The sequence below is a fragment of the Streptomyces sp. NPDC057287 genome (genome assembly GCF_042667905.1).
GTDB lineage: Bacteria > Actinomycetota > Actinomycetes > Streptomycetales > Streptomycetaceae > Streptomyces.
The window spans coordinates 87,859-109,605 of record NZ_JBHUYV010000023.1; the positions used below are offsets into that span (position 1 = coordinate 87,859).

The following is a 21,747-nucleotide window of genomic DNA, read 5'->3' on the forward strand; positions in this document are numbered from 1 at the left end:
ACCGAGCGGCACCGCCGGCCGACGCGGATGTGAAGCCCGTGTGCGCACGTTGTCGGCGATGCATGGACGTTCCGCCCGGAACGGGGCAGCACCCCGCCGGAGGCGCTCTCCTGGAGAGGAGCGGCACCCGGAACCATGAGGGGGCTCCGGGTGCCGTGCCGCGGCGGGCCGTCGACCCCACAGGTCAGGGCGGATGCCGAGGAGACCCGGCCGCGGGGATGGTGAGGGGATCAGCCCAGGCGCTGGACCAGCGCGCGGTACTCGTCCCACAGCTCCTTCGGCGTGTGGTCACCGAAGGTGTTGAGGTGCTCGGGGATCAGCGCCGCCTCCTCGCGCCAGACCTCCTTGTCGACGGTGAGCAGGAAGTCGAGATCGGACTCGGAGAGGTCCAGTCCCTCCGCGTCGATCGACCCCTTGGCCGGCAGGATGCCGATCGGGGTCTCGACGCCCTCCGCCGTGCCCTCCAGCCTCTCGACGATCCACTTGAGGACACGGCTGTTCTCACCGAAGCCGGGCCACACGAACGTGCCCGCCTCGTTCTTGCGGAACCAGTTCACGTAGTAGATCTTCGGGAGCTTCGACTGGTCGGCCTTGTCGGCACCGACCTCGACCCAGTGCTTCATGTAGTCGCCCATGTTGTAGCCGCAGAACGGCAGCATGGCGAACGGGTCGCGGCGCAGCTCGCCGACCTTGCCCTCGGCGGCGGCGGTCTTCTCGGAGGCGACGTTGGCCCCGAGGAAGACGCCGTGCTGCCAGGTGAAGGACTCGGTGACCAGGGGGACCGCGGAAGCGCGGCGGCCGCCGAAGAGGATCGCCGAGATCGGCACGCCCTTCGGGTCCTCCCACTCCGGCGCGATGATCGGGCACTGCCCGGCCGGGACGGTGAAGCGGGCGTTGGGGTGGGCGGCGGGCGTGCCGGACTCGGGCGTCCAGTCGTTGCCCTTCCAGTCCGTGAGGTGCGCGGGCGCCTCCTCGGTCATGCCCTCCCACCACACGTCGCCGTCGTCGGTGAGCGCGACGTTGGTGAAGACGGAGTTGCCCCACATCGTCTTCATGGCGTTGGCGTTGGTGTGCTCGCCGGTGCCGGGGGCGACACCGAAGAAGCCCGCCTCCGGGTTGATGGCGTACAGCCGGCCGTCCTCACCGAACCGCATCCACGCGATGTCGTCACCGATGGTCTCGACGGTCCAGCCGGGGATCGTGGGCTCCAGCATGGCGAGGTTGGTCTTGCCGCAGGCACTCGGGAAGGCCGCCGCGACGTACTTCGACTCCCCGCGCGGCGGCGTGAGCTTGAGGATCAGCATGTGCTCGGCGAGCCAGCCCTCGTCGCGGGCCATCACCGAGGCGATGCGGAGCGCGTAGCACTTCTTGCCGAGCAGGGCGTTGCCGCCGTAGCCGGAGCCGTAGGACCAGATCTCGCGGTCCTCGGGGAAGTGCGAGATGTACTTGGTGGAGTTGCAGGGCCACGGCACGTCGGCCTCGCCGTCGGCCAGGGGTGCGCCGAGGGTGTGGACGGCCTTGACGAAGAAGCCGTCGGTGCCGAGCTCCTCCAGGACCTCCTGGCCCATGCGCGTCATCGTGCGCATCGAGACGGCGACGTACGCGGAGTCGGTGATCTCCACGCCGATCGCGGAGAGCGGCGAGCCGACGGGGCCCATGCAGAACGGGACGACGTACATCGTGCGGCCGCGCATGGAGCCGCGGAAGACGCCCTTCTCCCCCACGAAGATCTCCCGCATCTCGGCGGGGTCCTTCCAGTGGTTCGTCGGACCGGCGTCCTCCTCCTTCTCGGAGCAGATGAACGTCCGGGTCTCGACGCGCGCGACATCGCTCGGGTCGGAGGCGGCGTAGTACGAGTTGGGGCGCTTGACCGGGTCCAACTTGGTGAAGGTGCCCTTGGCGACGAGCTCCTCGCACAGGCGCTCGTACTCGGCCTCGGAACCGTCGCACCAGACCACGCGGTCCGGCTGGGTGAGGGCGGCGATCTCGTCCACCCAGGAGGCCAGCTCCTGGTGCCGAGTGGGAACAGTGAGGGGAGCCGCGATGTCTCGCGCCACGATCGCTCCTTGTGATGAGGGTGTGTTGTCAGGCCCCGTGGGGGCTGCGACCCGGATGCTGACCCCTTCGAAATCCCCTGGCGCTCATCCGGTGCCGACCGCACTCATTTGATCATCCGACTAAGCCGCCCATATGTCCAGAGGGCCGCACACGTGAGCATCGCCACTCGGATCGGTTACCTACGGAAGCGTAGGTAGCATGCGGATATGACTTCTGCCGCCTCCGCGTCCGGACCTGTCGAGCTCACGGACCCCGTCCCGGTCAAGCCACGGATGCGCGGCTGGCTGCACGCGGGGATGTTCCCCGCGGTGGTCATCGCCGGAATCGTCCTGATCGCCCTGGCCGACACCGCACGCGCGCAGATCGGCTGCGCCGTCTACGCGCTCAGCGCCTGCCTGCTGTTCGGTGTGAGCGGCGTCTACCACCGGGGCACCTGGGGCCCGCGCGGCGAGGCGGTGCTGCGCAGGCTCGACCACGCCAACATCTTCCTGATCATCGCGGGCACCTACACGCCGCTGACCCTCCTGCTGCTGCCCGAGTCCACCAGCCGCCCGCTCCTGTGGGGGATCTGGGGGGCCGCGGCGGCCGGCATCGCCTTCCGCGTCTTCTGGGTCGGCGCCCCGCGCTGGCTCTACACCCCGTGCTACATCGCCATGGGCTGGGCCGCGGTGTTCTTCCTGCCGGACTTCATGCGCGCCGGCGGCATCGCGGTGCTGGTGCTCGTCGTTGTCGGCGGGCTGCTCTACAGCGCGGGCGGCGTCATCTACGGCCTCAAGCGCCCGAACCCGTCACCGCGCTGGTTCGGCTTCCACGAGGTCTTCCACTCCCTGACGCTGGCGGCGTTCATCGCGCACTACGTCGGCATCTCCCTGATCGCCTACCAGCAGTGACCGTACGGCGAAGGGCCCGGCCGCTCCGGCCGGGCCCTTCGCCGTACCCGCGTCAGCCGCCCAGCCTCGCGGTCAGGTAGCCCGCGTCCGTCGTGGGCGCGTCGCAGACGAAGTGGCGGCAGACGTACGCGGTCGGCTCGCCGCCCACCAGGGGCCGGTCCACCAGCAGCGGGAACTCGGTGCCGGCGTCCGGCCCCTCCCCCACCGCGACGACAGCCCCGGGGGCCCGCCCCAGCAGCGCCGCCCGGTGGAGCTCCCCGGCGACCGGCCCGGCCACCGCGACCTCACGGGGCCCGTCGAGCAGCGCCTCGGCCACCGCCAGCCCCCACCCGATGAACCGGGGGGCCTTCGGACCGAGCGCCCCGACGATCCCGAGCGCTCCCTCGGCCGCCGTACGGTGCGGCTCGGAGCCGGTGTGCGCGGCGTAGGAGAGCAGCGCGCCCGCCGCGGCGGTCCAGCCGGCCGGGGTGGCGCTGTCGGTGGGGTCCTGGGGGCGCCGGATCAGCTGCTCCGCGTCGTCGGCGGTGTCGAACAGCTGGCCGCCCGCGCCGGAGAAGTGCTCCAGCACGATGTCCAGCAGGAAGCCGCCGAACTCCAGCCAGGTGCCCTCACCGGTGACCGAGGCGAGGGCGAGGAAGCCCTCGGCGACATCGGCGTAGTCCTCCAGGACCCCGGAGTTGGCCCCCGCGCGGCCGTCCTTCGACGTGCGGCAGAGCCGGGCGACGTCGCCCATGTGCACCCGCACCAGCAGGTCGGCGGCCTCGGTGGCCCGCTCGACCAGGTCCGGGCGGTCGAAGTAGGCCCCGGTCTCGGCGAGCGCGGCGATCGCCAGCCCGTTCCAGGCGGCGACGATCTTGTCGTCGCGCTCGGGGCGCACCCGCAGCTCGCGCGCCGCCAGCAGCCGGGCCCGCACATCGGCGACGCGCTCGGCGTCGGCGTGCTCCGTCCCACCGGCCCGCACGAGCCGCAGCACGGAGGAGCCCTCCTCGAACGTGCCCTCCTCGGTCACCCCGAAGTACTCGGCGGCGAAGGCGGCGTCCTCCTCACCCAGCACCTCGCGCAGCTGAGCGGGCGTCCACACGTAGAACGCGCCCTCGACGTGCCGCCCCTGCGCGTCCGTGCTGTCGGCGTCGAGCGCGGAGGCGAAACCGCCCTCTGCGGTCCGCAGCTCGCGCACCATGAAGTCGGCCGTCTCCAGGGCCACCCGGCGCGCCAGGTCCGAGCCGGTGGACCGCCACAGATGGGCGTACACGCGGCACAGGAGCGCGTTGTCGTAGAGCATCTTCTCGAAGTGCGGGACCACCCACTCCCGGTCCACCGCGTAGCGGGCGAAACCGCCGCCGAGCTGGTCGTAGATCCCGCCGTGCGCCATGGCCGCGCAGCTGTCCGCGGCCATCTGCAGGGCGCCCTCGGCACCCGTGCGGGCGTGGTGGCGCAGCAGGAACTCGATGACCATGGCCGGCGGGAACTTGGGCGCTCCGCCGAAGCCGCCGTGCTTCTCGTCGTAGTCCCGGGTCAGCCGCAGCAGGGCCTGGGCAAGCTCCGCCTCGCCCGGCAGACCTCCCTCGGCGGCGGTCAGGGAGCGGCCGGCGAGGTCGCGGACGATGCGCCCGGCCACCTCCGCGACCTCCTCGCGCCGGTCGGACCAGGCGGCCACGACCCCTTCGAGGACCTGCTGGAAGGAGGGCATGCCGTGGCGGGGCTCGGGCGGGAAGTACGTACCGAAGTAGAAGGGCTCGGCCTCGGCGGTCAGGAAGACGGTCATCGGCCAGCCGCCCTGGCCGGTCGCGGCCTGGACGGCCTCCATGTACACCGCGTCGACGTCGGGCCGCTCCTCGCGGTCGACCTTCACCGGCACGAAGTGCGCGTTGAGGTAGTCGGCGGTGGCCGCGTCCTCGAACGACTCGTGGGCCATCACATGACACCAGTGACAACTGGCGTAGCCGACGCTGAGCAGCACGGGGACGCCGCGCCGGCGGGCCTCCTCGAACGCCTCCGGCGACCACGGCCACCAGTCGACGGGATTGTCGGCGTGCTGGAGGAGGTACGGGGACGTGGTCTGCGCAAGTCGGTTGGCCATAGGCCTAATCCTCGCGCACCGCTCCCCACGACGCGGCTGCGCCACGGGGCGGGGCGGGAACGGGCAGGTGGGACGGGTGGGCGCAGCGGATACCGGGCGGCGCGGCATCGGCGGACAGTAGGCTGACTCCAGCAGCCCCGGGACTGCTGAGGCTCCTCGAAGGAGGTACACCATGACCGCCGGGATGGTGGCGCCCGCGTGGATGCACACCCAGATCAGCGCGGAACAGTACGACTCCTGGTCTGAGGAGCAGTGCGCCGGCATCGAGATCGTGGACGGGATGGTCGTCGTGAGCCCGAGCGCCTCCAAGCGCCACAACCGGCTGGCCCGCATCCTGGCCAACGCCCTGGACGCCGCCGCGGGCCCGGACTGGAACGCCGACACGGACTTCGACGTCCGCCTGCAGGACGTTCCCCTCACCAACCGCCGCCCGGACGTCACCGTCTACCGTGCGGAGACCATCGACTTCACGCCCACCCGCCCCGAGCACGTGCTCCTGGTCGTCGAAGTCGTGGCGCCCGGCTCGGAGACCACCGACCGGATCGTGAAGGCCGACCAGTACGCCAAGGCCGGCATCCCCTTCTACTGGAGGGTCGAGCAGGCCGCCACCGGCGTCCCGATCGTCTACACCTACGTTCTCGATCCCGCCACCAAGGCTTACAGGGACGGCGAGGTGTTCACCGGCACCGTGAAGGCCACCGCACCATTCCCCGTGACGGTCGACCTCGGCGTCCTGTAGGGGCACCGAGAGGTCGTCCACCATCGATGCTTGACCTTTGACGCACGCGTCGTGCTACTTCGCAGTCCGAACGAGGCGTCCTCCATCTCCGGACTTGGCGAACCTCTCACCACGCCGATTCGGGCAGGAAAGCGGTCCGGCCCGGGCGGTCAGCAGGCTGAGCCGGCACGGGGACGCCTCGCCGGCGCGCCTCCTCGAAGCTTCCGGGCGGCCGCGGTCACCGGCCGATCGCCACGCTCCCTCGCGCTGACGGGCCGTACGCAGGACACTGGACGCCTCTGACAGCTCGTCGGGTCGAAGTCGCTGGAACCTAGGGGGACGCATGCGGGACAGCCATCGGGCGGAAGCCGAACGGCTGTTGGTACGTGCCGTGGAGGAAGAGGCACGGCGGACGGGCGGCCGGACGGACGCCGGCGCGTTGCTGACACGTGCGCGGGGTGCGTTCGACGCCCTGGCGGCGGGCGCGGCCGACGAGTACGCCGCCTACACGCAGGCGCTGGACGCCGCGGGGGCCGGCCTGCAACCGCTGTCGGCACGGTTCAGCAGAGCGACGCTGGGAACACCCCTGCTGGTGACGGGGGTTGCCGCCGCGGCTGCCTTCGGGGCGGACCTGGCGCTCGGCACCGCGGCCGGTCTCGCCCTCGGCGCGGGCGCGGTCGTCGCCGTCGCGGGGACGACCGCGACGGTGGCTCGGGTGACGGCCTCGCACTGGCCCGCGGCCCATCGCAGGGCGGGCGAGCGGAACCAGCCCGGCGGCCCCGAACAGCTGCGGCTCGCATGGCTGACGGCCCTGGAGGTACGGGGAATCCGCCCGTTCCTCGACCAGCAGCGCATGCTGACGGCTTCCGCGCGCCCGTCGAAGAAGGCCGGGGCGTCCGTGGTGGCGCAGCTGCGCGGCGGAGACCGCAGCGCCGCCGCGCGCACCCGGTCACTCCTCGAACAGTCGTTCAGTCATCTGCCCGCCGTGGACGGCCCGTTCGCGGGGCGCAGGAGCGAACTGGCGCAGATCGCGCAGTGGGTGCACGCCGCGCGCGCCGCGACCGAGACCAGGCCGACCGTCGTCGTCCTGCACGGCGCCCCGGGCTCCGGACGCACGACACTCGCCGTACGCGCCGCGCACGCGCTCAAGGACCAGTTCCGCGGGGCGTGCGTGGTCGACCTGCGGGGCGACGTCGCCGGCGAGGCCCCCCTGCCGACGCGGGACGCCCTGCTGCACCTCCTCAACCGGCTGGGCGCACCCCGCGAACAGCTCCTCTTCCGGGAGAGGTCCTCCGCCGAACAGCACGTACGGCGGCTGAGCGAGCTGTACCACCAGCACCTGACGGGGACACCGGTCACGGTCGTCCTGGACGACGCCACCGACGCCGCCCAGGTCCGCACGCTCGTGCCCGAGCGCTCCGACAGCCTCGTCCTCGTCACCGCCCGCGAGCCCCTCGACCTGCCCGCCGACATCCCGGCCCGGGTGTACCACCTGCCCGTCGGCGGTCTGGACGCGGCGGGCGCCGAGGAGGTGCTGCGCGAGTCCGCCGAGGACGAGGAGGCCGGTCCGTACGACGCCCCGTCGACCGACACCGTCGCCGAGCTGTGCGGCGGGCTGCCGCTCGCCCTGCGCGTCGCCGGCTCCTCACTCGGCGCGCGCACCCGGGCGGAGCTCGCGGTGGCCCTCGGGGCGTACGGCCCGGTCGCCCCCGTCGAGCGGGCCCTGTGGCTGCGCTACACCGACCAGCCCGAAGCCGCCCGCCGGCTGCTGCGGCGGCTCGCCCTGGCCGGACGCGCCAGCCTCGGGGCCGCCGCCGCGGCGTCGCTGCTCTCCTCCGACGAGCAGGAGGCCGGCCGCCTCCTGGAGTCACTGGCCCGGACCGGTCTCCTCGTCCATGTGCGGGGCGCGCGCTACCGGCTGCACGACCTCGTACGGGACTTCGCCCTGGCACGGCTGCTGGACGAGGAACCGGCGGCGGACCGTACGGCCGCACAGGAACGCCTCATCCAGAACTACGCGGAACTCGCCGACGCGGTGATCCGCATGGTGGACGGCAAGATGTCCACCCGCGCGGGGCAGTTCGGCTCGCACGGCTTCAGCTCGCTGGACGCGGCCCTGCGCTGGCTGGACGACGAGTCGAGCTTCATCACCTCGGCGCTGCGGCACACGGAGGGTGTCGACCAGGGGGCGGTGCTCCATCTGCTGGGCGCCCTGTGCGACTACTGCCTGCTGCGCGGCGACCTCTACCGGCTCGGCGAGATCAGCGAGCTGACGCGCGCCGTCGACCACGGGCTCCTGGAGCGGTCGGTCCAGTGGCGTACGGGCATCGCGGCCCGGCAGCTCGGCGAGCTCGACAAGGCGCGCACCACGCTGTCCTCCGTCGTCGGTCTCTACCGCGAGGCGCAGAACGACGCGGGCGCCGCCCTCGCGCTCTGCTCGCTCGGCATCACGCTGCACCACCAGGGCAATCTGAGCGAGGCATCGGCACGGCTGCGGGAGGCCCTCGACCTTCAGGCCTCGCCGGGACAGGCCGAGGACCGCGCCTGGTCCCTGCACGCCCTCGCCGCCGTAGAGCGCGACCGCGCGAATCTGGCCGAGGCCCTGACCCTGCTGGACACCGCGCTGGCCCTGCACCGCGAGGGCGAGTCGCTGCACGGCGAGGCCTGGACGCACTTCCAGCTCGGCCAGGTCTGCCTGCGGATGGGCGAGGTCACGAGGGCCGAGGAGGAGCTGTCCACCGCGCTGGACCTGTACGGCCGCACCCGGGACGAGCGCGGGGAGGCCTGGGCCCTGACCCAGCTGGGGCGCGCCCGGCTGATGGAGGACGCCCCGGCCCCGGCGGTGGAACAGCTGCGCGGGGCGCTCGCCCGGCACCGCGGCAACGAGGACGCCCGGGGCGAGGCGTGGACGCGCTACCACCTGGGACAGGCCCTGGAGGAGGACGGTGACACCGACCAGGCGGTGCGGGAGCTGGAGCGGGCCCGCACGATGTTCTCCCGGATGCGGGACGTGTACGGCCTGGCGTGCGCCCGCCACCACTCCGGACGGGTCACCCGCGACCAGCGGGCCGCGCAGACGGGCAACCTGCGCAACTCCGGCTTCGCCCGCCAGCTGCTGGCGGACGCCCGGGCCGACTTCCGCCGGATCGGGGTGCCCCACGGGGAGGCGTGGGCCTGCCTGGACCTGGCGCTGATCGACGGCGGCAACAACCGCGCGGCGCAGGCGCTGGAGCTCTGCGGCGAGGCCGTCACCCTGTTCGCCTCGTACGGGGACGTCCGGGGCGGCGACTGGGCGGCGTTCCTGCGGTGCACTCTGCTGCCGTACGCCTCGCCGGGCGGCAGCGAGGTGGGCACCGCGGTGGCCCAGCAGGAGCTCGCGGACCTGCTGGACGCCGTCCACCCGCTGCGTGACGCGAAGCTGGAGGACTGCGCCGAGGCCTTCCGGGTCGTCCTGAACCGGGGGGTCGACCTGGACGACGGCTGGCAGGCCTGGCGCCTCGGCCTCACGCCGTCCCGGCACGCCCGCGAGGTGATGGGGGTGCCGGTGGGCGTACGGCCCTGAGACCGGCACCGGGCCGTTCCGGGACCGGGATGGCCCGGAACGGCGACGGCCCGGCACAGCGGCGGGCCGGAACGACAGCGGGCCCGCGGGACGTCGGCGGACCCGCGGGACGTCGGCGGACCGACGCGCCGGCAGGAGGTGGGGCCGGCCGCCCGGCCTCGTCAGCCCTGGCCGGAGGAGACCGCCTTCGTCGTGCCGGAAGCGGCCGTCCCGGCCTTCCCGTCGGTGCCCGCGGGCTCCGCCGCCGGGTCGGGGGCCTCCTCGAAGTCGACCTTGCCCATGTGTCGGTTCATCGACTTCATCAGGAACCACACCCCCACGGCGAGCGCCGCGAAGACGAGGAAGCCGAGGACGCCGGGAGTCACCTTGTTCTTGTCGAGCTCATCGGCGGCGAGCGGAACGAGCTGCGTCAGTGCCTGGGTCGCGTACATATCAGGCATTGTCGCGGATGCCCGCGAAGAGGTCGCTCTCGGGGAGGGAGGTATCGACCAGGGACTTGGCGAGCTCGTACTCCTCGGTCGGCCAGACCTCCCGCTGGACGTCCATCGGGACCCGGAACCAGCCGCCGTCCGGGTCGATCTGCGTCGCGTGCGCGATCAGCGCCTTGTCGCGGATCTCGAAGAAGTCGTCGCACGGAATGTGCGTGGTCAGGGTGCGTTCGGCGCGCTCGAACTCCTTCCAGCGCTCCAGCCAGTCGCCGTACGGGGACTCCAGACCACGGGCCAGCAGGGCCTCGTGGAGGGCGACCGTGCGCGGCTTGTTGAAGCCCTGGTTGTAGTACAGCTTCTGCGGCTGCCAGGCCGGGCCGAACTCCGCCTCCGGGAACCTCTCGGTGTCCGCGGCGGCCTCGAACGCGATCATCGAGATCGTGTGCGTCTTGATGTGGTCGGGGTGCGGGTACCCGCCGTTCTCGTCGTAGGTGGTGATCACCTGCGGCCGGAACGCCCGGATCTTCGCGACGAGACGCCCCGCCGCCGTCTCGTCGTCCTCCAGTGCGAAGCAGCCCTCGGGCAGCGGCGGCAGCGGGTCGCCCTCGGGCAGACCGGAGTCGACGAAGCCCAGCCACTCCTGCTCGACGCCCAGGATCTCCCGGGCCTCGTCCATCTCCTTCTTGCGCACCTCGTGGATGTTGGCCTCGATGTACGCGTCCCCCTGGAGCTTCGGGTTCAGGATGGAGCCCCGCTCGCCCCCTGTGCAGGTGACGACCAGGACGGCCACCCCCTCGGACACGTACTTGGCCATGGTGGCCGCGCCCTTGCTCGACTCGTCGTCGGGGTGGGCGTGAACGGCCATCAGTCTCAGCTGCTCGGTCAAGACTCGGTCCTCAGTGATTGGTCGCAATGGTCGGCTTCTATAGTGACTGAACCGGGGGGTGGAAAATTCCTCGATCCCCGGCACGGGAGGGACGATCATGGCAGCGGTGCGCGAGGCCTTGCCCGAGGGGCGCTACGGCCGGTCGCAGGACGAGCGCGCGGACCGCAAGCTGAAGATCGTCGGCTCGGTGCTGGGCGTGGCCTTCCTGGCCATGATCGGCTGGTTCGGCTACGACTACGTGGCCGGTCAGGACGTCAGCGCGGAGCTCATCAAGTCCAAGGTCGTCTCGGACACCCGCGCGGAGGCCCACCTCGAGGTCCGCAAGGAACGGGACACCGACGGGCACTGCACGCTCCGCGCCCTCAGCGAGGAGGGCGGCGAGGTCGGCAGGGCGGACTTCCGCTTCGACGAGCGCTCCGAGCGGATCGACGAGGTCGTCTCACTGCGGACCACCTCCAGGGCGACCGCGGTGGAGCTCAAGGGGTGCTCGGCGGACGGCTGACGGTACGGGGCGCGCGCCGCCCCCGATGCCCGCGCTCCCGCACCGACCTGCGGGAACGCGCGTGTGATGATTTACCTTCTCCCCCTTTTCGCGCGGAATTGTTAGGCTCGTTGTTTCGCCCACCCGTGGCAGCGCATGCTTGGGGTAGGGCGTTGCTTTGTATTCCCAGCACCGACGAGGAGCACCCTGTGACCCAGACCAGCGATAACGTCACCTGGCTCACGCCGGAGGCGTACAACCAGCTGAAGGCGGAGCTGGAGTACCTGTCTGGTCCCGCGCGCACGGAGATCTCCGTCAAGATCGCGGCGGCCCGCGAGGAGGGTGACCTCCGCGAGAACGGCGGCTACCACGCGGCCAAGGAGGAGCAGGGCAAGATGGAGCTCCGGGTCCGTCAGCTGACCCAGCTCCTGGAGCACGCGAAGGTCGGCGAGGCCCCCGCCGACGACGGCGTGGTCGAGCCCGGCATGGTCGTGACCATCGCCTTCGACGGCGACCTGGACGACACGGTCACCTTCCTGCTCGCCTCCCGCGAGTACGCGAGCACCGACATCGAGACCTACTCCCCGCAGTCCCCGCTCGGCACGGGCGTGAACGGCAAGCGGGTGGGCGACGACGCGGAGTACGAGCTCCCGAACGGCAAGAAGGCCGGCGTGAAGATCGTCTCGGCCAAGCCGTACCAGGGCTGATCCCCCCAGCACGTACGGAGCCCCCGGCCGCACAGGCGGCCGGGGGCTCCGTCGTGGGGCGGCTCAGACCGACGCCTGGCGGTACTTCCTGACCGCGAGCGTGCGGAAGACCACGACGATGACGACGGACCAGATCAGCGAGGCCCAGACCGGATGCTGCATCGGCCAGGCGTCGGACGGGGAGACACCGGGGTTCCCGAACAGCTCGCGGCACGCCTGGACGGTCGCGCTGAACGGGTTCCACTCGGCGATCGGCTGGAGCCAGCCCGCCATGTTCTCGGTGGGCACGAAGGCGTTCGAGATGAACGTGACCGGGAACAGCCAGATGAGGCCGCCCGAGGTCGCCGCTTCCGGGGTGCGTACGGACAGGCCGATCAGGGCGCCGATCCAGGAGAAGGCGTACCCGAGGAGGAGCAGCAGGGCGAAGGCCCCCAGAGCCTTCGGGACGCCTTCGTGGATGCGCCAGCCGACCAGCAGGGCAACGATCATGAGCACGATGACGGTGAGCGTGGTCTGGACGAGGTCGGCCAGCGTGCGGCCGGTGAGCACCGCGCCGCGCGCCATGGGCAGTGACCGGAACCGGTCGACGAGCCCCTTGTGCATGTCGTCGGCGATCCCGGCGCCCGCGCCGGCCGTGGCGAAGGTGACCGTCTGCGCGAAGATCCCGGCCATCAGGAAGTTGCGGTACTCGACGGCACTGGTCGAGCCGTCGACCACGAGCGACCCACCGAAGACGTAGCTGAACAGCACCACGAACATGACCGGCTGGATGAGCCCGAAGAGCACCATCTCGGGGATGCGGCTCATGCGGATCAGGTTGCGCCGGGCCATGACCAGGGAGTCGGCCATCGATCGGCTGACCGCCCCCCGGGTCCTGAGCGGAGCCTGGTTCGGCGTGTCGGTGATGCTCACTTCTCCTCCTTCCGGCCCTCTGCGGCCTCGGGCGACGCGTTCTCGCCGTTCTTCTCCAGCTCTGCGGCATGCCCGGTGAGCGAGATGAAGACGTCGTCGAGGGTGGGGCGGCGGAGACCGATGTCGTCGATCTCCACGCCGTGGGTGTCGAGGTCGCGGATGACGTCGGCGAGCAGCTTGGCCCCGCCGGTGACCGGCACCGTCAGCTTGCGGGTGTGCTCGGCGACGGAGATCTCCCCCTTGCCGTACGTGGCGAGCACCGAGCGGGCGGCCTCGATCTGGTCGGACTGGTGGACGACGACCTCGACGCGTTCGCCGCCGGTACGGGCCTTCAGCTCGTCGGACGTACCGCGGGCGATGACCTTGCCGTGGTCGATGACGCAGATGTCGTGGGCGAGGTGGTCGGCCTCCTCCAGGTACTGCGTGGTCAGCAGGAGCGTCGTACCTCCCGCGACGAGCTCCTCGATGACCTCCCAGAGCTGCTGCCGGTTGCGCGGGTCGAGTCCGGTGGTGGGCTCGTCCATGAACATCACCGGTGGTGAGACGACGAGCGCGGCCGCCAGGTCGAGGCGGCGGCGCATGCCTCCGGAGTACGTCTTCGCGGTGCGGTCGGCCGCGTCGGCGAGGTTGAACTTCTCCAGGAGCTCCCCGGCCCGCCTCTTCGCGTCGCGCGAGCTCATCTGGTAGAGCTGCCCGACCATCTGGAGGTTCTCGCGGCCCGTGAGGTATTCGTCGACGGCCGCGAACTGGCCGGAGAGGCCGATCGAGCGGCGCACCTCGTCGGGATTCTTCAGGACGTCGATGCCCGCCACGACGGCCCGCCCGCTGTCCGGCCGGAGCAGTGTGGTCAGAACGCGCACGGCTGTCGTCTTGCCGGCGCCGTTGGGCCCCAGCAGGCCGAGGACGGTGCCTTCGGGTACGTCGAGATCGACGCCGCCCAGTGCTTGTACATCGCCGAAGGTCTTCACCAGGCCTTCGGCGTAGATGGCGCCTGGCATACGGGACTCCCCCAGTTGCTCTCGCATGGATTCCTGAGCGGATCGTAGAGTTTCCGGCCGCTGAGAGCCGGGAACACCGGGATGTTCGGCGATGCACAGTAAGGCCGTGGCGCGGGGCCCACAACAGGTTTTGCCCGGAGATCCCGCCGCTCAGATCCTCACCAGGTACCCTGCGGCCCGCAGCTCCGAGGCGACCTCGTCGCAGTGGGCCGGGCCCTTGGTCTCCAGGTGGAGCTCCACCTCGGCCTCGGTGAGTCCCAGCCGGGGATCGGTCCGTACGTGCTGGATGTCGAGCACGTTGGCGTCGGCCACGGTCAGGGTGGCGAGCAGCGCGGCCAGCGCCCCGGGACGGTCGGTGAGCCGGAGCCGCAGGCTCAGGTAACGGCCCGCCGCGACCATGCCGTGCGTCAGGATGCGCTGCATCAGCAGGGGGTCCACGTTGCCGCCCGACAGCACGGCGACGACGGGCCCCCGGAAGGACCCCGGGTCGCTCAGCAGCGCCGCGACCGGGCTCGCCCCGGCGGGCTCGACGACCATCTTCGCCCGCTCCAGGCACAGCAGCAGCGCGCTGGAGAGCTCGTCCTCGGAGACCGTGCGGACCTCGTCCACGAGCTCCTGGACCAGCGGGAACGTGAGGTCGCCCGGCCGCCCCACCTTGATCCCGTCGGCCATGGTCTGCACCGAGTCGAGCGCCACCGGGTGCCCGGCGGACAGCGAGGGAGGGAAGGCGGCCGCGCCCGCCGCCTGGACGCCGACGATCCGGACGTCGGGGCGCAGCGCCTTCACGGCGACCGCGATGCCCGCGGCGAGGCCGCCCCCGCCGACGCCGACGACGATCGTGCGGACCTCCGGGCACTGTTCGAGGATCTCCAGGCCCACGGTGCCCTGGCCCGCGATGATGTCCGGGTGGTCGAAGGGGTGGATGAAGACGGCGCCGGTCTCCTCGGCGTACTCCTGGGCGGCGGCCAGCGTCTCGTCGACGACGTGCCCGTGCAGCCTCACCTCGGCGCCGTACTCGCGGGTCGCCGCCACCTTCGGGAGGGGGGCGCCGACGGGCATGAAGACCGTCGAGCGTACGCCGAGCAGCGAAGAGGCGAGTGCCACACCCTGCGCATGGTTTCCGGCACTCGCGGCCACCACGCCGGACGCCCGCTCGACGGGGCTGAGGCCCGCGATCCGCACGTACGCGCCGCGCAGCTTGAACGAGCCGGTGCGCTGGAGGTTCTCGCACTTGAAGTGGACCGGTGCGCCGACGAGGGAGCTGAGATGGCGGCTGCCCTCCATCCCGGTCGTCCGGGCCACCCCGGACAGCATCTTCTGCGCGCCTCGGACGTCGTCGAGGATCAGCGGCGGAAAGGGGCCAGACGTACGGAAGGTCATGACAGCAAGTCTTGCAGCTCGGAGCGGTCGGGGCCGTCGCATCTCATGGCGGCCTGAGGTGGTGTCCACGGGTTTGTGCAGCGCTGGTACACGTTGCCCCGTGGCCGCGTACTCTGTCCCCCACCCATCCGACACTCGCACGAAGAGAGCCCACGGCCATGCCCCCTCAGGACATGACGACTGCTGCGTCTCCTTCCGGGGGCACGGCCCCCGGACATCCGGGAACGGACCACCTCCTCGACGCGCTCCAGCACCAGGTGGCCGTCTTCGCCCGGCGTGCCGAGCAGACCCGCCTCGGCGGTGTAGGCCAGGTCCGCAACTCGATGGACCGGGCGGCCTATCTGCTGCTCAACCGGCTCGACGTGGAAGGCCCCATGGGCGTCAAGGCGCTGGCCGCGGGGATGGGGATCGACTCCTCGACCGTGACCCGGCAGGTCGCGCCGCTCGTCGACACCGGCCTGGTCAAGCGCACCTCGCACCCGGAGGACGGGCGCGCCGTCGTGCTGCAGCTGTCGCCGCGCGGCCAGGCCCGGCTCGACGAGGTCCGCGCCTCGCGGCGTGAGCTGATGTTCCAGGTGACCGACGGGTGGAGCGAGGAGGAGCGTGACACCTTCTGCACCCTGCTGACCCGGTTCAACGCCTCGCTGGCGGCCCGGCAGGCGGCGAGCCAGCCGGCGCAGGAGAGCTGACCGGCGGTCCCGCGTTCCCGGCCTGTGGGTGCGGCGTTTCGGATCTACCCTTGTAGTGCGTGCACTCGTCCATCGAGGAGGCCGCCATGACACGGAAAGTCGCCGACTGCCGCAAGTACCCGAGCGTGTCGAACTGTTCCCTCACCATCTCCGGTGAGGAGGACGAAGTCGTCCGTGCCGCGGCCGAACACGCGGTCTCGGTCCACGAGCACGAGGACAGCCCCGGAATGCGTGAAGAGATCCGGGCCTCGTTGGAGGACGAGAAGGTCGCCGTCTGACCGCGGAGGGCCGGAAGACCGCCGTCCGATCGCGCTGGAGCCGTCCGGCCGGGACCCAACCGTCCCGGCCGGACGGACGTCGTCAGCCGAGCGCCTGTGTCAGGTCGGCCAGCAGGTCGTCGGCGTTCTCGATGCCGACGGACAGCCGGACGAGGTCGGCCGGCACCTCCAGCGGGGAGCCCGCCGCCGAGGCGTGCGTCATGCGGCCCGGGTGCTCCAGGAGCGATTCGACGCCACCGAGCGATTCACCGAGCGTGAAGAGCTTCGCGCGGTTGCAGACCTCGACCGCCGCCTCCTCGCCGCCCGCGACCCGGAAGGACACCATCCCGCCGAACGCCTTCATCTGCTTGGCGGCGACCTCGTGGCCCGGGTGCTCCGGCAGCCCGGGGTAGAGGACCTGGGTCACCTTGGGGTGCCGGGTGAGCAGGTCGGCGACCTTGGTCGCGTTCTCGTCGTGGCGGTCCATGCGGACCGCGAGGGTCTTGATGCCGCGCAGCACCAGCCACGCGTCGAACGGCCCGGCCACCGCGCCCATCGCGTTCTGGTGGTACGCCAGTTCCTCGGCCAGCTCCGGGTCGCTGACGACGAGCGCGCCGCCGACGACGTCCGAGTGACCGCCCATGTACTTGGTGGTGGAGTGCACCACGACGTCGGCGCCGAGCGCGAGCGGCTGCTGGAGGTAGGGGCTGGCGAAGGTGTTGTCGACGACCAGCCGGGCGCCCGCCTGGCGGGCCACTCCGGCGACGGCCGCGATGTCGGTGATGCCGAGGAGCGGGTTCGACGGCGTCTCCACCCAGATCGCCCTGGTGCGCGGGGTGAGCGCCGCCCGTACCGCGCTCACGTCCGAGGTGTCGGCGACCGAGAACTCCACGCCCCAGCGGGAGGCGACCTTCGCGAACAGCCGGAACGTGCCTCCGTAGGCGTCGTTCGGGATGACGACGTGGTCACCGGGGGTCAGCAGCGTGCGCAGGAGGCAGTCCTCGGCGGCGAGGCCCGACGCGAAGGCGAGTCCTCGGCGGCCGCCCTCCAGCGCCGCGAGGTTCTCCTCCAGCGCGGTGCGGGTCGGGTTGGCGCTGCGGCTGTACTCGTAACCGCCGCGCAGTCCGCCGACACCGTCCTGCTTGTACGTGGACACCTGGTAGATCGGCGGGACCACGGCGCCGGTGAGGGGATCCGCCGTGTTGCCGGCATGGATCGCAAGGGTCTCGAAGCTGTGCTGGTCGCTCATGGGGCCCGAGCGTAGTTCGTCGGGCGGGCAGTTACAGGCCACTCGCCGCCCGCTTACCCGTCCGGGGACAATGGAGCGCATGGAGATTCTCTGGTTGCTGCTCGCCCTGTGCATGCTCGTCGCCGTCGTCGGGCCGCTCATGCTGCGGCGCCGCGGCGGTATCCGCCAGGTCGCGCCCGGTTCGCCCGATGCCGCCGACCCGGACACCTACGGCTTCGCGCGTCAGGAGGAGCTGGACGTCCGGATGCCCGGACCCGACCAGGACCTCCTCGACGTCCTGGACGTCGTGCAGTCCACCGGGAGCTGGAAGGCCGCCTCCCAGCTGCTCGCGGGGACGCCCAAGGAGAGCGAGATCCGCTGGCAGCGGGTGCAGGCGTTCGCCGGGGCGGCGTCGCTTGAGCTGGCCCGGCAGCCCGGTACGGGCGGGGCCTGGCTGAGGACGTGGCGGGCCGAGGCGCCGAAGGACGCGGGCGCCGCCGCGGTGCACGCGGAGTTCCTGGTGCAGCAGGCGTGGCGCACCGGCACCGTGGGCACGGACGACTTCCGGATCATCCTGGAGGAGGCCCGCACGGTCTGCGGCGAGGCGGCCCTGCTGGCCCCGGGCGACCCCGTCCCGTACCTCGTGGAGCTGGCCGTCGCCCGTGGACTGGGCTACTCCCACGAGCAGTTCGACCAGCTCTGGGCGAAGATCATCGACCGTGCCCCCGCGCACATGGGCGCGCACATCGCCGCCCTCCACTTCTGGTGCGAGAAGTGGCACGGCTCGCGCGAGGAGGCCGACCGCTTCGCGACGACCGCCGCCGCCCGGGCCCCGCAGGGCTCGCTACTGGCCGCGCTGCCCCTGTTCGCGCTGTACGAGCACCTGCCCGAGGTCAATCTCGTGCAGGGCTTCTACCGGGGTGCCGTCGTGACGAAGGCGGTCGAGGGCGCGATGTTCGCGGTGCACGCGGCACGCGCCGACGACCCGGTGCTCGCGCACGTCCGGCACCTGCTGGTCCTCTTCCTCGTCCGCATGGAACGCTGGTCGGAGGCGATGCACCAGCTCGTCCACATCGACGGCCACGTGGGCGCGCTGCCCTGGACCCAGAACCCCGACCCGGCCGCCGAGTACACGGTGTACCGGGCTCTGGCCGTCGCCGGGTACGAGGCGAACGGCGGCAGCCCCGCGACGCTGCTCCACTGACCCGGCACGCCCTCCCCTCCGGATTGGACAGGCACACCCATGGCACGACTCGTCCCGCTGATCCTGATTGCCCTCGCCGTCTGGTTCTGGCTCCGGGCGCGCAGGAAGACCGCCGCGTACATGTCCTCCTACGAGTCCCCCGCAGGGCGGGACCGTGAGGGCGACGAGCGCCGCGATCCCCCGGCCCCCGCGGCCTGAGACCACGGAATCCACGACGCCCCCGCGGCGTTGTACGGAGCGAACCCCGACCCCGGAGGAGCCCCCGCATGTTCCTGACCAACCGCACCCCGCAGCTCCCCACCCCGGAGGAGGCCCTGCGCGGTCGACCCACCCCCGAGTTCACGGTGCCGTCCCGCCACACGGTCCTCGGCAACCCGCTGACCGGCCCGTACCCGCAGGGCCTCGAGGTCGCCGACTTCGCGCTGGGCTGTTTCTGGGGCGCCGAGCGCAAGTTCTGGCAGACGGAGGGCGTCTGGACGACGCTCGTCGGCTACCAGGGCGGCTACACCGAGAATCCCTCGTACGAGGAGACCTGCTCGGGCCTGACCGGCCACACGGAGGCGGTCCGTGTCGTCTTCGACCCGAAGGTCGTCAGCTACGCGGACCTCCTGAAGCTCTTCTGGGAGTCCCACAACCCGACCCAGGGCTTCCGCCAGGGCAACGACGTGGGCACGCAGTACCGCTCGGCGCTCTACCCCCACTCCCCCGAACAGGCGGAGGCCGCCGAGGCCTCCCGTGAGGCGTACCAGCAGGTGCTGACGGGCGCCGGCTTCGGCACGATCAGCACGGAGATCCTCCCGGCCGAGGGCCGCACCTTCTGGCCCGCGGAGGCGTACCACCAGCAGTACCTCGACAAGAACCCCGACGGCTACTGCGGCATCGGCGGCACGGGAGCCACCCTGGAGTCCCCCTCCGAGACGAACTGGGGCCGCGCCTGCCCGACGGGCATCGCGCCCGCGCCGACGGACGGCTGAGCCCCGCCCGTCCCGCGGAGCAGGCGACCGGGAGTGCCGGCACCTCCGTGACCGCGTGATCGCTACTCTGTTCCCCCGCCCGACCACGGGCGGGGGAACAACAGGGGTGGGACATGCGCAGAGGAATCGCCGCACTCGCGGCGGTGGCGGCCGTGGGCGCCGCGGTGGTGACGGCTCCGGCCGCACACGCCGAGGGCCGGGGCGACATCCGGGTCGTCAAGACGGTCGTGAACGCGGGCGGCAGTGTGATCGTCGGCGTCAAGAACGTGAAGCGGTTCCCGATCGTCATGACGATCAAGGACAACTCGGGGGTGAAGGGCGTGGCGCACGTGTCCGCCTTCAACACGGCCAACGCCCACGGGCCGGTGTCGTACCTGGGCACGTCGTGCAGGAAGAGCAGCTCCACCACGTCCGTGTGCACGGCGACGATGGAGATCGACCCGTCGTGGATCGACTCCTACGGCAGTGGCAACGAGGGCTGGGACGCCAACTCGGTGGCCGGGACCTGGCAGGTCAACGCCACGGTGCAGGCCAACGACAAGGACTACTGGATCTCCGACCGCATCACCACGTTCAAGGTGAAGCGCGCGGCGACGCTGACGACGGACGCGGCGCCCGAGCCGGTGAAGAAGGGCGGCACGCTCACCGTCACCGGCAAGCTGTCCCGGGCCAACTGGACGGACCTCAAGTACCACGGGTTCACCAAGCAGGTGGTGAAGCTGCAGTACAAGACGCCCGGCGGCTCCTACCACACGGTCAAGACGGCGACCACCGACAGCGCGGGACGGCTCCGGACGACCGTGAAGGCCTCGGCGTCGGGCAGCTGGCGCTGGGCGTTCCTCGGCACGACGACGACCATGAAGGTCGTCTCCACCGGTGACGCGGTCACGGTGAAGTAGGCAGGCGGCCTCCTCTGCCCGCGGCGAATCTGCCGCGGGCAGAGATCGGTGACGTGCGCGCCCGGGCGGGCCAAGAGTGGAGTGAGCGCGGCCGCACCGGCCGCCCCCACCACCGGGAGATCCGATGTCGCCCCATCCCGCAGCCCTTCCACGCGCCGCCGACGAGGGCACCCCGCCGACGCGCTTCGACGACCACCTCGCGGCCCAGCTCCTCGCCCAGCGCATCGTGTTCCTGGGTACCCAGGTGGACGAGATCTCCGCGAACCGGGTCTGCGCGCAACTGCTGCTCCTGTCCGCCGAGGACCCGCGCACGGACATCAGCCTCTACATCAACAGCCCCGGCGGCTCCGTGACGGCGGGGCTGGCCATCTACGACACGATGCGGCTCGTCCCGAACGACGTCTCCACCCTCGCCATGGGCTTCGCGGCGTCCATGGGGCAGTTCCTGCTCACCGTCGGGACCGAGGGCAAGCGGTTCGCCCTGCCGAACGCGCGGATCATGATGCACCAGCCGTCGGCCGGTATCGGCGGGACCGCCTCCGACATCGCGATCCAGGCGGAGAACCTGGAGTTCACGAAGCAGGCCGTCGAGCGGATCACGGCGGCCCACACGGGGCAGTCCGCGGAGACGATCTCCCGGGACGGCGACCGGGACCGCTGGTTCACGGCCGAGCAGGCGAAGGCGTACGGCATGGTCGACCACGTCGTCACGTCGCTCGACGACGTGCGTCCGGCCGGCTCGCGACGACGGGCAGGACTCTGACATGGGCCAGTACACGATCCCGAACGTCGTCGAGCGGACCCCGCAGGGGGAACGGTCCTACGACGTCTTCAGCCGGCTCCTGTCCGAGCGGATCATCTTCATCGGTACCGAGATCGACGACGGGGTCGCCAACGTCGTCATCGCCCAGCTGCTCCACCTGGAGTCGTCGAGCCCCGGCGCCGAGATCTCCGTCTACCTCAACTCACCCGGAGGATCGTTCACTTCGCTGATGGCGATCTACGACACGATGAGCTTCGTCTCGGCCCCCATCGCGACGTACTGCGTCGGCCAGGCGGCCTCGACGGCGGCGGTGCTCCTGGCCGGCGGGGACCCGGGGCGGAGGTTCGTCCTGGAGCACTCGCGTGTGCTGCTGGGCCAGCCGGCCAGCGGCGGACAGCAGGGCACCGTCTCCGACCTCCGGCTGCACGCCAGGGAGATGCTGCGGATCCGGTCACAGGTCGAGGACGTCCTGGCCCGGCACACCCCGCACGACCCGGCGACCCTGCGGGCCGACACCGACAGGGACCGGATCTTCACCGCGCGGGAGGCGGTGGCGTACGGCCTCGCGGACGAGGTCCTCAGCCGACGGGCCCTGGCCGCCGCCTGACGCACGCCCCACCCACCCACGCGTGC

The 21,747-nt window shown here is 71.6% G+C and carries 21 protein-coding genes; 13 read left to right on the forward strand and 8 right to left on the reverse strand.

Translation table 11 applies throughout. The annotated features are described in order from the left end of the window. Positions 1–230 precede the first annotated feature (230 nt). The gene (locus ACFUNE_RS33050; RefSeq protein WP_383575649.1) at positions 231–2,057 is read right to left on the reverse strand and encodes a phosphoenolpyruvate carboxykinase (GTP); all 1,827 of its coding nucleotides are present in this window, start codon (positions 2,055–2,057) and stop codon (positions 231–233) included. 207 nt (positions 2,058–2,264) lie between these two features. Here ACFUNE_RS33050 and ACFUNE_RS33055 point away from each other — a divergent pair, with 207 nt between their 5' ends. Continuing rightward, a complete protein-coding gene (locus ACFUNE_RS33055) occupies positions 2,265–2,948 on the forward strand; it encodes a hemolysin III family protein (RefSeq protein ID WP_383575651.1) in 684 nt (227 codons plus the stop codon). Between the two features lie 52 nt (positions 2,949–3,000). Here ACFUNE_RS33055 and ACFUNE_RS33060 read toward each other — a convergent pair whose 3' ends face one another. Further along, complete coding sequence (locus tag ACFUNE_RS33060; RefSeq protein WP_383575653.1) at positions 3,001–5,028, reverse strand: thioredoxin domain-containing protein; 2,028 nt, start codon at positions 5,026–5,028, stop codon at positions 3,001–3,003. A gap of 172 nt (positions 5,029–5,200) precedes the next feature. On the opposite strand from ACFUNE_RS33060, the gene ACFUNE_RS33065 reads away from it, so the two are divergent. Further along, entirely contained in the window at positions 5,201–5,767 is a 567-nt protein-coding gene (locus ACFUNE_RS33065; RefSeq protein WP_383575656.1) for a Uma2 family endonuclease, read from the forward strand. Positions 5,768–6,089: 322 nt separating this feature from the next. Further along, positions 6,090–9,308, forward strand: a complete 3,219-nt coding sequence (locus ACFUNE_RS33070; RefSeq protein ID WP_383575658.1) for a tetratricopeptide repeat protein — start codon at positions 6,090–6,092, stop codon at positions 9,306–9,308. Positions 9,309–9,469: 161 nt separating this feature from the next. On the opposite strand, the gene ACFUNE_RS33075 is transcribed toward ACFUNE_RS33070, so the two are convergent. Further along, positions 9,470–9,739: a hypothetical protein gene (locus ACFUNE_RS33075; RefSeq protein WP_383575662.1), complete on the reverse strand. Its 270-nt coding sequence runs from the start codon at positions 9,737–9,739 to the stop codon at positions 9,470–9,472. 1 nt (position 9,740) lies between these two features. Beyond that, positions 9,741–10,622, reverse strand: a complete 882-nt coding sequence (mca, locus tag ACFUNE_RS33080; protein ID WP_383575664.1) for a mycothiol conjugate amidase Mca — start codon at positions 10,620–10,622, stop codon at positions 9,741–9,743. A gap of 97 nt (positions 10,623–10,719) precedes the next feature. Between mca and ACFUNE_RS33085 the strand changes: the two genes are divergently transcribed. Together ACFUNE_RS33085 and greA are read left to right on the forward strand one after the other, a co-directional pair. After that, positions 10,720–11,124, forward strand: coding sequence for a DUF4307 domain-containing protein (locus ACFUNE_RS33085; RefSeq protein ID WP_383575667.1), 405 nt, complete (start codon positions 10,720–10,722; stop codon positions 11,122–11,124). A 188-nt stretch (positions 11,125–11,312) separates the two neighbouring features. After that, positions 11,313–11,810: a transcription elongation factor GreA gene (gene greA / locus ACFUNE_RS33090; RefSeq protein ID WP_329232229.1), complete on the forward strand. Its 498-nt coding sequence runs from the start codon at positions 11,313–11,315 to the stop codon at positions 11,808–11,810. A 63-nt stretch (positions 11,811–11,873) separates the two neighbouring features. On the opposite strand, the gene ACFUNE_RS33095 is transcribed toward greA, so the two are convergent. The 3 genes from ACFUNE_RS33095 to ilvA all read right to left on the reverse strand — a co-directional run bounded on the left by ACFUNE_RS33095 (position 11,874) and on the right by ilvA (position 15,100). Then, on the reverse strand, positions 11,874–12,659 hold the full coding sequence (locus tag ACFUNE_RS33095) for an ABC transporter permease (RefSeq protein WP_383575744.1): 786 nt from the start codon (positions 12,657–12,659) through the stop codon (positions 11,874–11,876). 59 nt (positions 12,660–12,718) lie between these two features. Continuing rightward, positions 12,719–13,720 carry an ATP-binding cassette domain-containing protein gene (locus ACFUNE_RS33100; protein WP_383575670.1) on the reverse strand — a complete coding sequence of 334 codons (1,002 nt, stop codon included), beginning with the start codon at positions 13,718–13,720 and terminating at the stop codon, positions 12,719–12,721. 150 nt (positions 13,721–13,870) lie between these two features. After that, on the reverse strand, positions 13,871–15,100 hold the full coding sequence (gene ilvA, locus ACFUNE_RS33105; RefSeq protein ID WP_383575673.1) for a threonine ammonia-lyase: 1,230 nt from the start codon (positions 15,098–15,100) through the stop codon (positions 13,871–13,873). A 158-nt stretch (positions 15,101–15,258) separates the two neighbouring features. Between ilvA and ACFUNE_RS33110 the strand changes: the two genes are divergently transcribed. Together ACFUNE_RS33110 and ACFUNE_RS33115 are read left to right on the forward strand one after the other, a co-directional pair. Further along, on the forward strand, positions 15,259–15,789 hold the full coding sequence (locus ACFUNE_RS33110) for a MarR family winged helix-turn-helix transcriptional regulator (RefSeq protein WP_383575676.1): 531 nt from the start codon (positions 15,259–15,261) through the stop codon (positions 15,787–15,789). An 86-nt stretch (positions 15,790–15,875) separates the two neighbouring features. Further along, the gene (locus ACFUNE_RS33115) at positions 15,876–16,067 is read left to right on the forward strand and encodes a DUF1059 domain-containing protein (protein WP_383575678.1); all 192 of its coding nucleotides are present in this window, start codon (positions 15,876–15,878) and stop codon (positions 16,065–16,067) included. 82 nt (positions 16,068–16,149) lie between these two features. Here ACFUNE_RS33115 and ACFUNE_RS33120 read toward each other — a convergent pair whose 3' ends face one another. Beyond that, positions 16,150–17,295 (reverse strand): cystathionine gamma-synthase, encoded by a 1,146-nt coding sequence (locus ACFUNE_RS33120; RefSeq protein WP_383575680.1) that lies wholly within the window; start codon positions 17,293–17,295, stop codon positions 16,150–16,152. 79 nt (positions 17,296–17,374) lie between these two features. Between ACFUNE_RS33120 and ACFUNE_RS33125 the strand changes: the two genes are divergently transcribed. The 6 genes from ACFUNE_RS33125 to ACFUNE_RS33150 all read left to right on the forward strand — a co-directional run bounded on the left by ACFUNE_RS33125 (position 17,375) and on the right by ACFUNE_RS33150 (position 21,721). Next, positions 17,375–18,478, forward strand: coding sequence for a hypothetical protein (locus tag ACFUNE_RS33125; RefSeq protein ID WP_383575683.1), 1,104 nt, complete (start codon positions 17,375–17,377; stop codon positions 18,476–18,478). Between the two features lie 39 nt (positions 18,479–18,517). Beyond that, on the forward strand, positions 18,518–18,676 hold the full coding sequence (locus tag ACFUNE_RS33130) for a hypothetical protein (RefSeq protein WP_383575685.1): 159 nt from the start codon (positions 18,518–18,520) through the stop codon (positions 18,674–18,676). A gap of 68 nt (positions 18,677–18,744) precedes the next feature. Beyond that, entirely contained in the window at positions 18,745–19,452 is a 708-nt protein-coding gene (msrA, locus tag ACFUNE_RS33135) for a peptide-methionine (S)-S-oxide reductase MsrA (protein WP_383575688.1), read from the forward strand. A gap of 113 nt (positions 19,453–19,565) precedes the next feature. Next, complete coding sequence (locus ACFUNE_RS33140) at positions 19,566–20,351, forward strand: hypothetical protein (protein WP_383575690.1); 786 nt, start codon at positions 19,566–19,568, stop codon at positions 20,349–20,351. A gap of 124 nt (positions 20,352–20,475) precedes the next feature. Then, positions 20,476–21,114, forward strand: a complete 639-nt coding sequence (locus tag ACFUNE_RS33145; RefSeq protein ID WP_383575692.1) for an ATP-dependent Clp protease proteolytic subunit — start codon at positions 20,476–20,478, stop codon at positions 21,112–21,114. 1 nt (position 21,115) lies between these two features. After that, entirely contained in the window at positions 21,116–21,721 is a 606-nt protein-coding gene (locus tag ACFUNE_RS33150; RefSeq protein WP_383575695.1) for a ClpP family protease, read from the forward strand. The last annotated feature ends 26 nt before the right edge of the window (positions 21,722–21,747 follow it).

Excerpts from the sequence above, each read along its gene's own strand:
- ACFUNE_RS33085 (WP_383575667.1), top strand. The coding sequence starts at position 10,720 with ATGGCAGCGGTGCGCGAGGCCTTGCCCGAGGGGCGCTACGGCCGGTCG.
- ACFUNE_RS33115 (WP_383575678.1), top strand. The coding sequence starts at position 15,876 with ATGACACGGAAAGTCGCCGACTGCCGCAAGTACCCGAGCGTGTCGAAC.
- ACFUNE_RS33055 (WP_383575651.1), top strand. The coding sequence starts at position 2,265 with ATGACTTCTGCCGCCTCCGCGTCCGGACCTGTCGAGCTCACGGACCCC.
- ACFUNE_RS33065 (WP_383575656.1), top strand. The coding sequence starts at position 5,201 with ATGACCGCCGGGATGGTGGCGCCCGCGTGGATGCACACCCAGATCAGC.
- ACFUNE_RS33075 (WP_383575662.1), bottom strand. The coding sequence starts at position 9,739 with ATGTACGCGACCCAGGCACTGACGCAGCTCGTTCCGCTCGCCGCCGAT.
- ACFUNE_RS33145 (WP_383575692.1), top strand. The coding sequence starts at position 20,476 with ATGTCGCCCCATCCCGCAGCCCTTCCACGCGCCGCCGACGAGGGCACC.
- ACFUNE_RS33125 (WP_383575683.1), top strand. The coding sequence starts at position 17,375 with ATGGAGATTCTCTGGTTGCTGCTCGCCCTGTGCATGCTCGTCGCCGTC.
- ACFUNE_RS33140 (WP_383575690.1), top strand. The coding sequence starts at position 19,566 with ATGCGCAGAGGAATCGCCGCACTCGCGGCGGTGGCGGCCGTGGGCGCC.
- ACFUNE_RS33130 (WP_383575685.1), top strand. The coding sequence starts at position 18,518 with ATGGCACGACTCGTCCCGCTGATCCTGATTGCCCTCGCCGTCTGGTTC.
- ACFUNE_RS33095 (WP_383575744.1), bottom strand. The coding sequence starts at position 12,659 with ATGGCCGACTCCCTGGTCATGGCCCGGCGCAACCTGATCCGCATGAGC.
- ACFUNE_RS33070 (WP_383575658.1), top strand. The coding sequence starts at position 6,090 with ATGCGGGACAGCCATCGGGCGGAAGCCGAACGGCTGTTGGTACGTGCC.
- ACFUNE_RS33120 (WP_383575680.1), bottom strand. The coding sequence starts at position 17,295 with ATGAGCGACCAGCACAGCTTCGAGACCCTTGCGATCCATGCCGGCAAC.
- ACFUNE_RS33110 (WP_383575676.1), top strand. The coding sequence starts at position 15,259 with ATGCCCCCTCAGGACATGACGACTGCTGCGTCTCCTTCCGGGGGCACG.
- ACFUNE_RS33100 (WP_383575670.1), bottom strand. The coding sequence starts at position 13,720 with ATGCCAGGCGCCATCTACGCCGAAGGCCTGGTGAAGACCTTCGGCGAT.
- ACFUNE_RS33150 (WP_383575695.1), top strand. The coding sequence starts at position 21,116 with ATGGGCCAGTACACGATCCCGAACGTCGTCGAGCGGACCCCGCAGGGG.
- ilvA (WP_383575673.1), bottom strand. The coding sequence starts at position 15,100 with ATGACCTTCCGTACGTCTGGCCCCTTTCCGCCGCTGATCCTCGACGAC.
- msrA (WP_383575688.1), top strand. The coding sequence starts at position 18,745 with ATGTTCCTGACCAACCGCACCCCGCAGCTCCCCACCCCGGAGGAGGCC.
- ACFUNE_RS33060 (WP_383575653.1), bottom strand. The coding sequence starts at position 5,028 with ATGGCCAACCGACTTGCGCAGACCACGTCCCCGTACCTCCTCCAGCAC.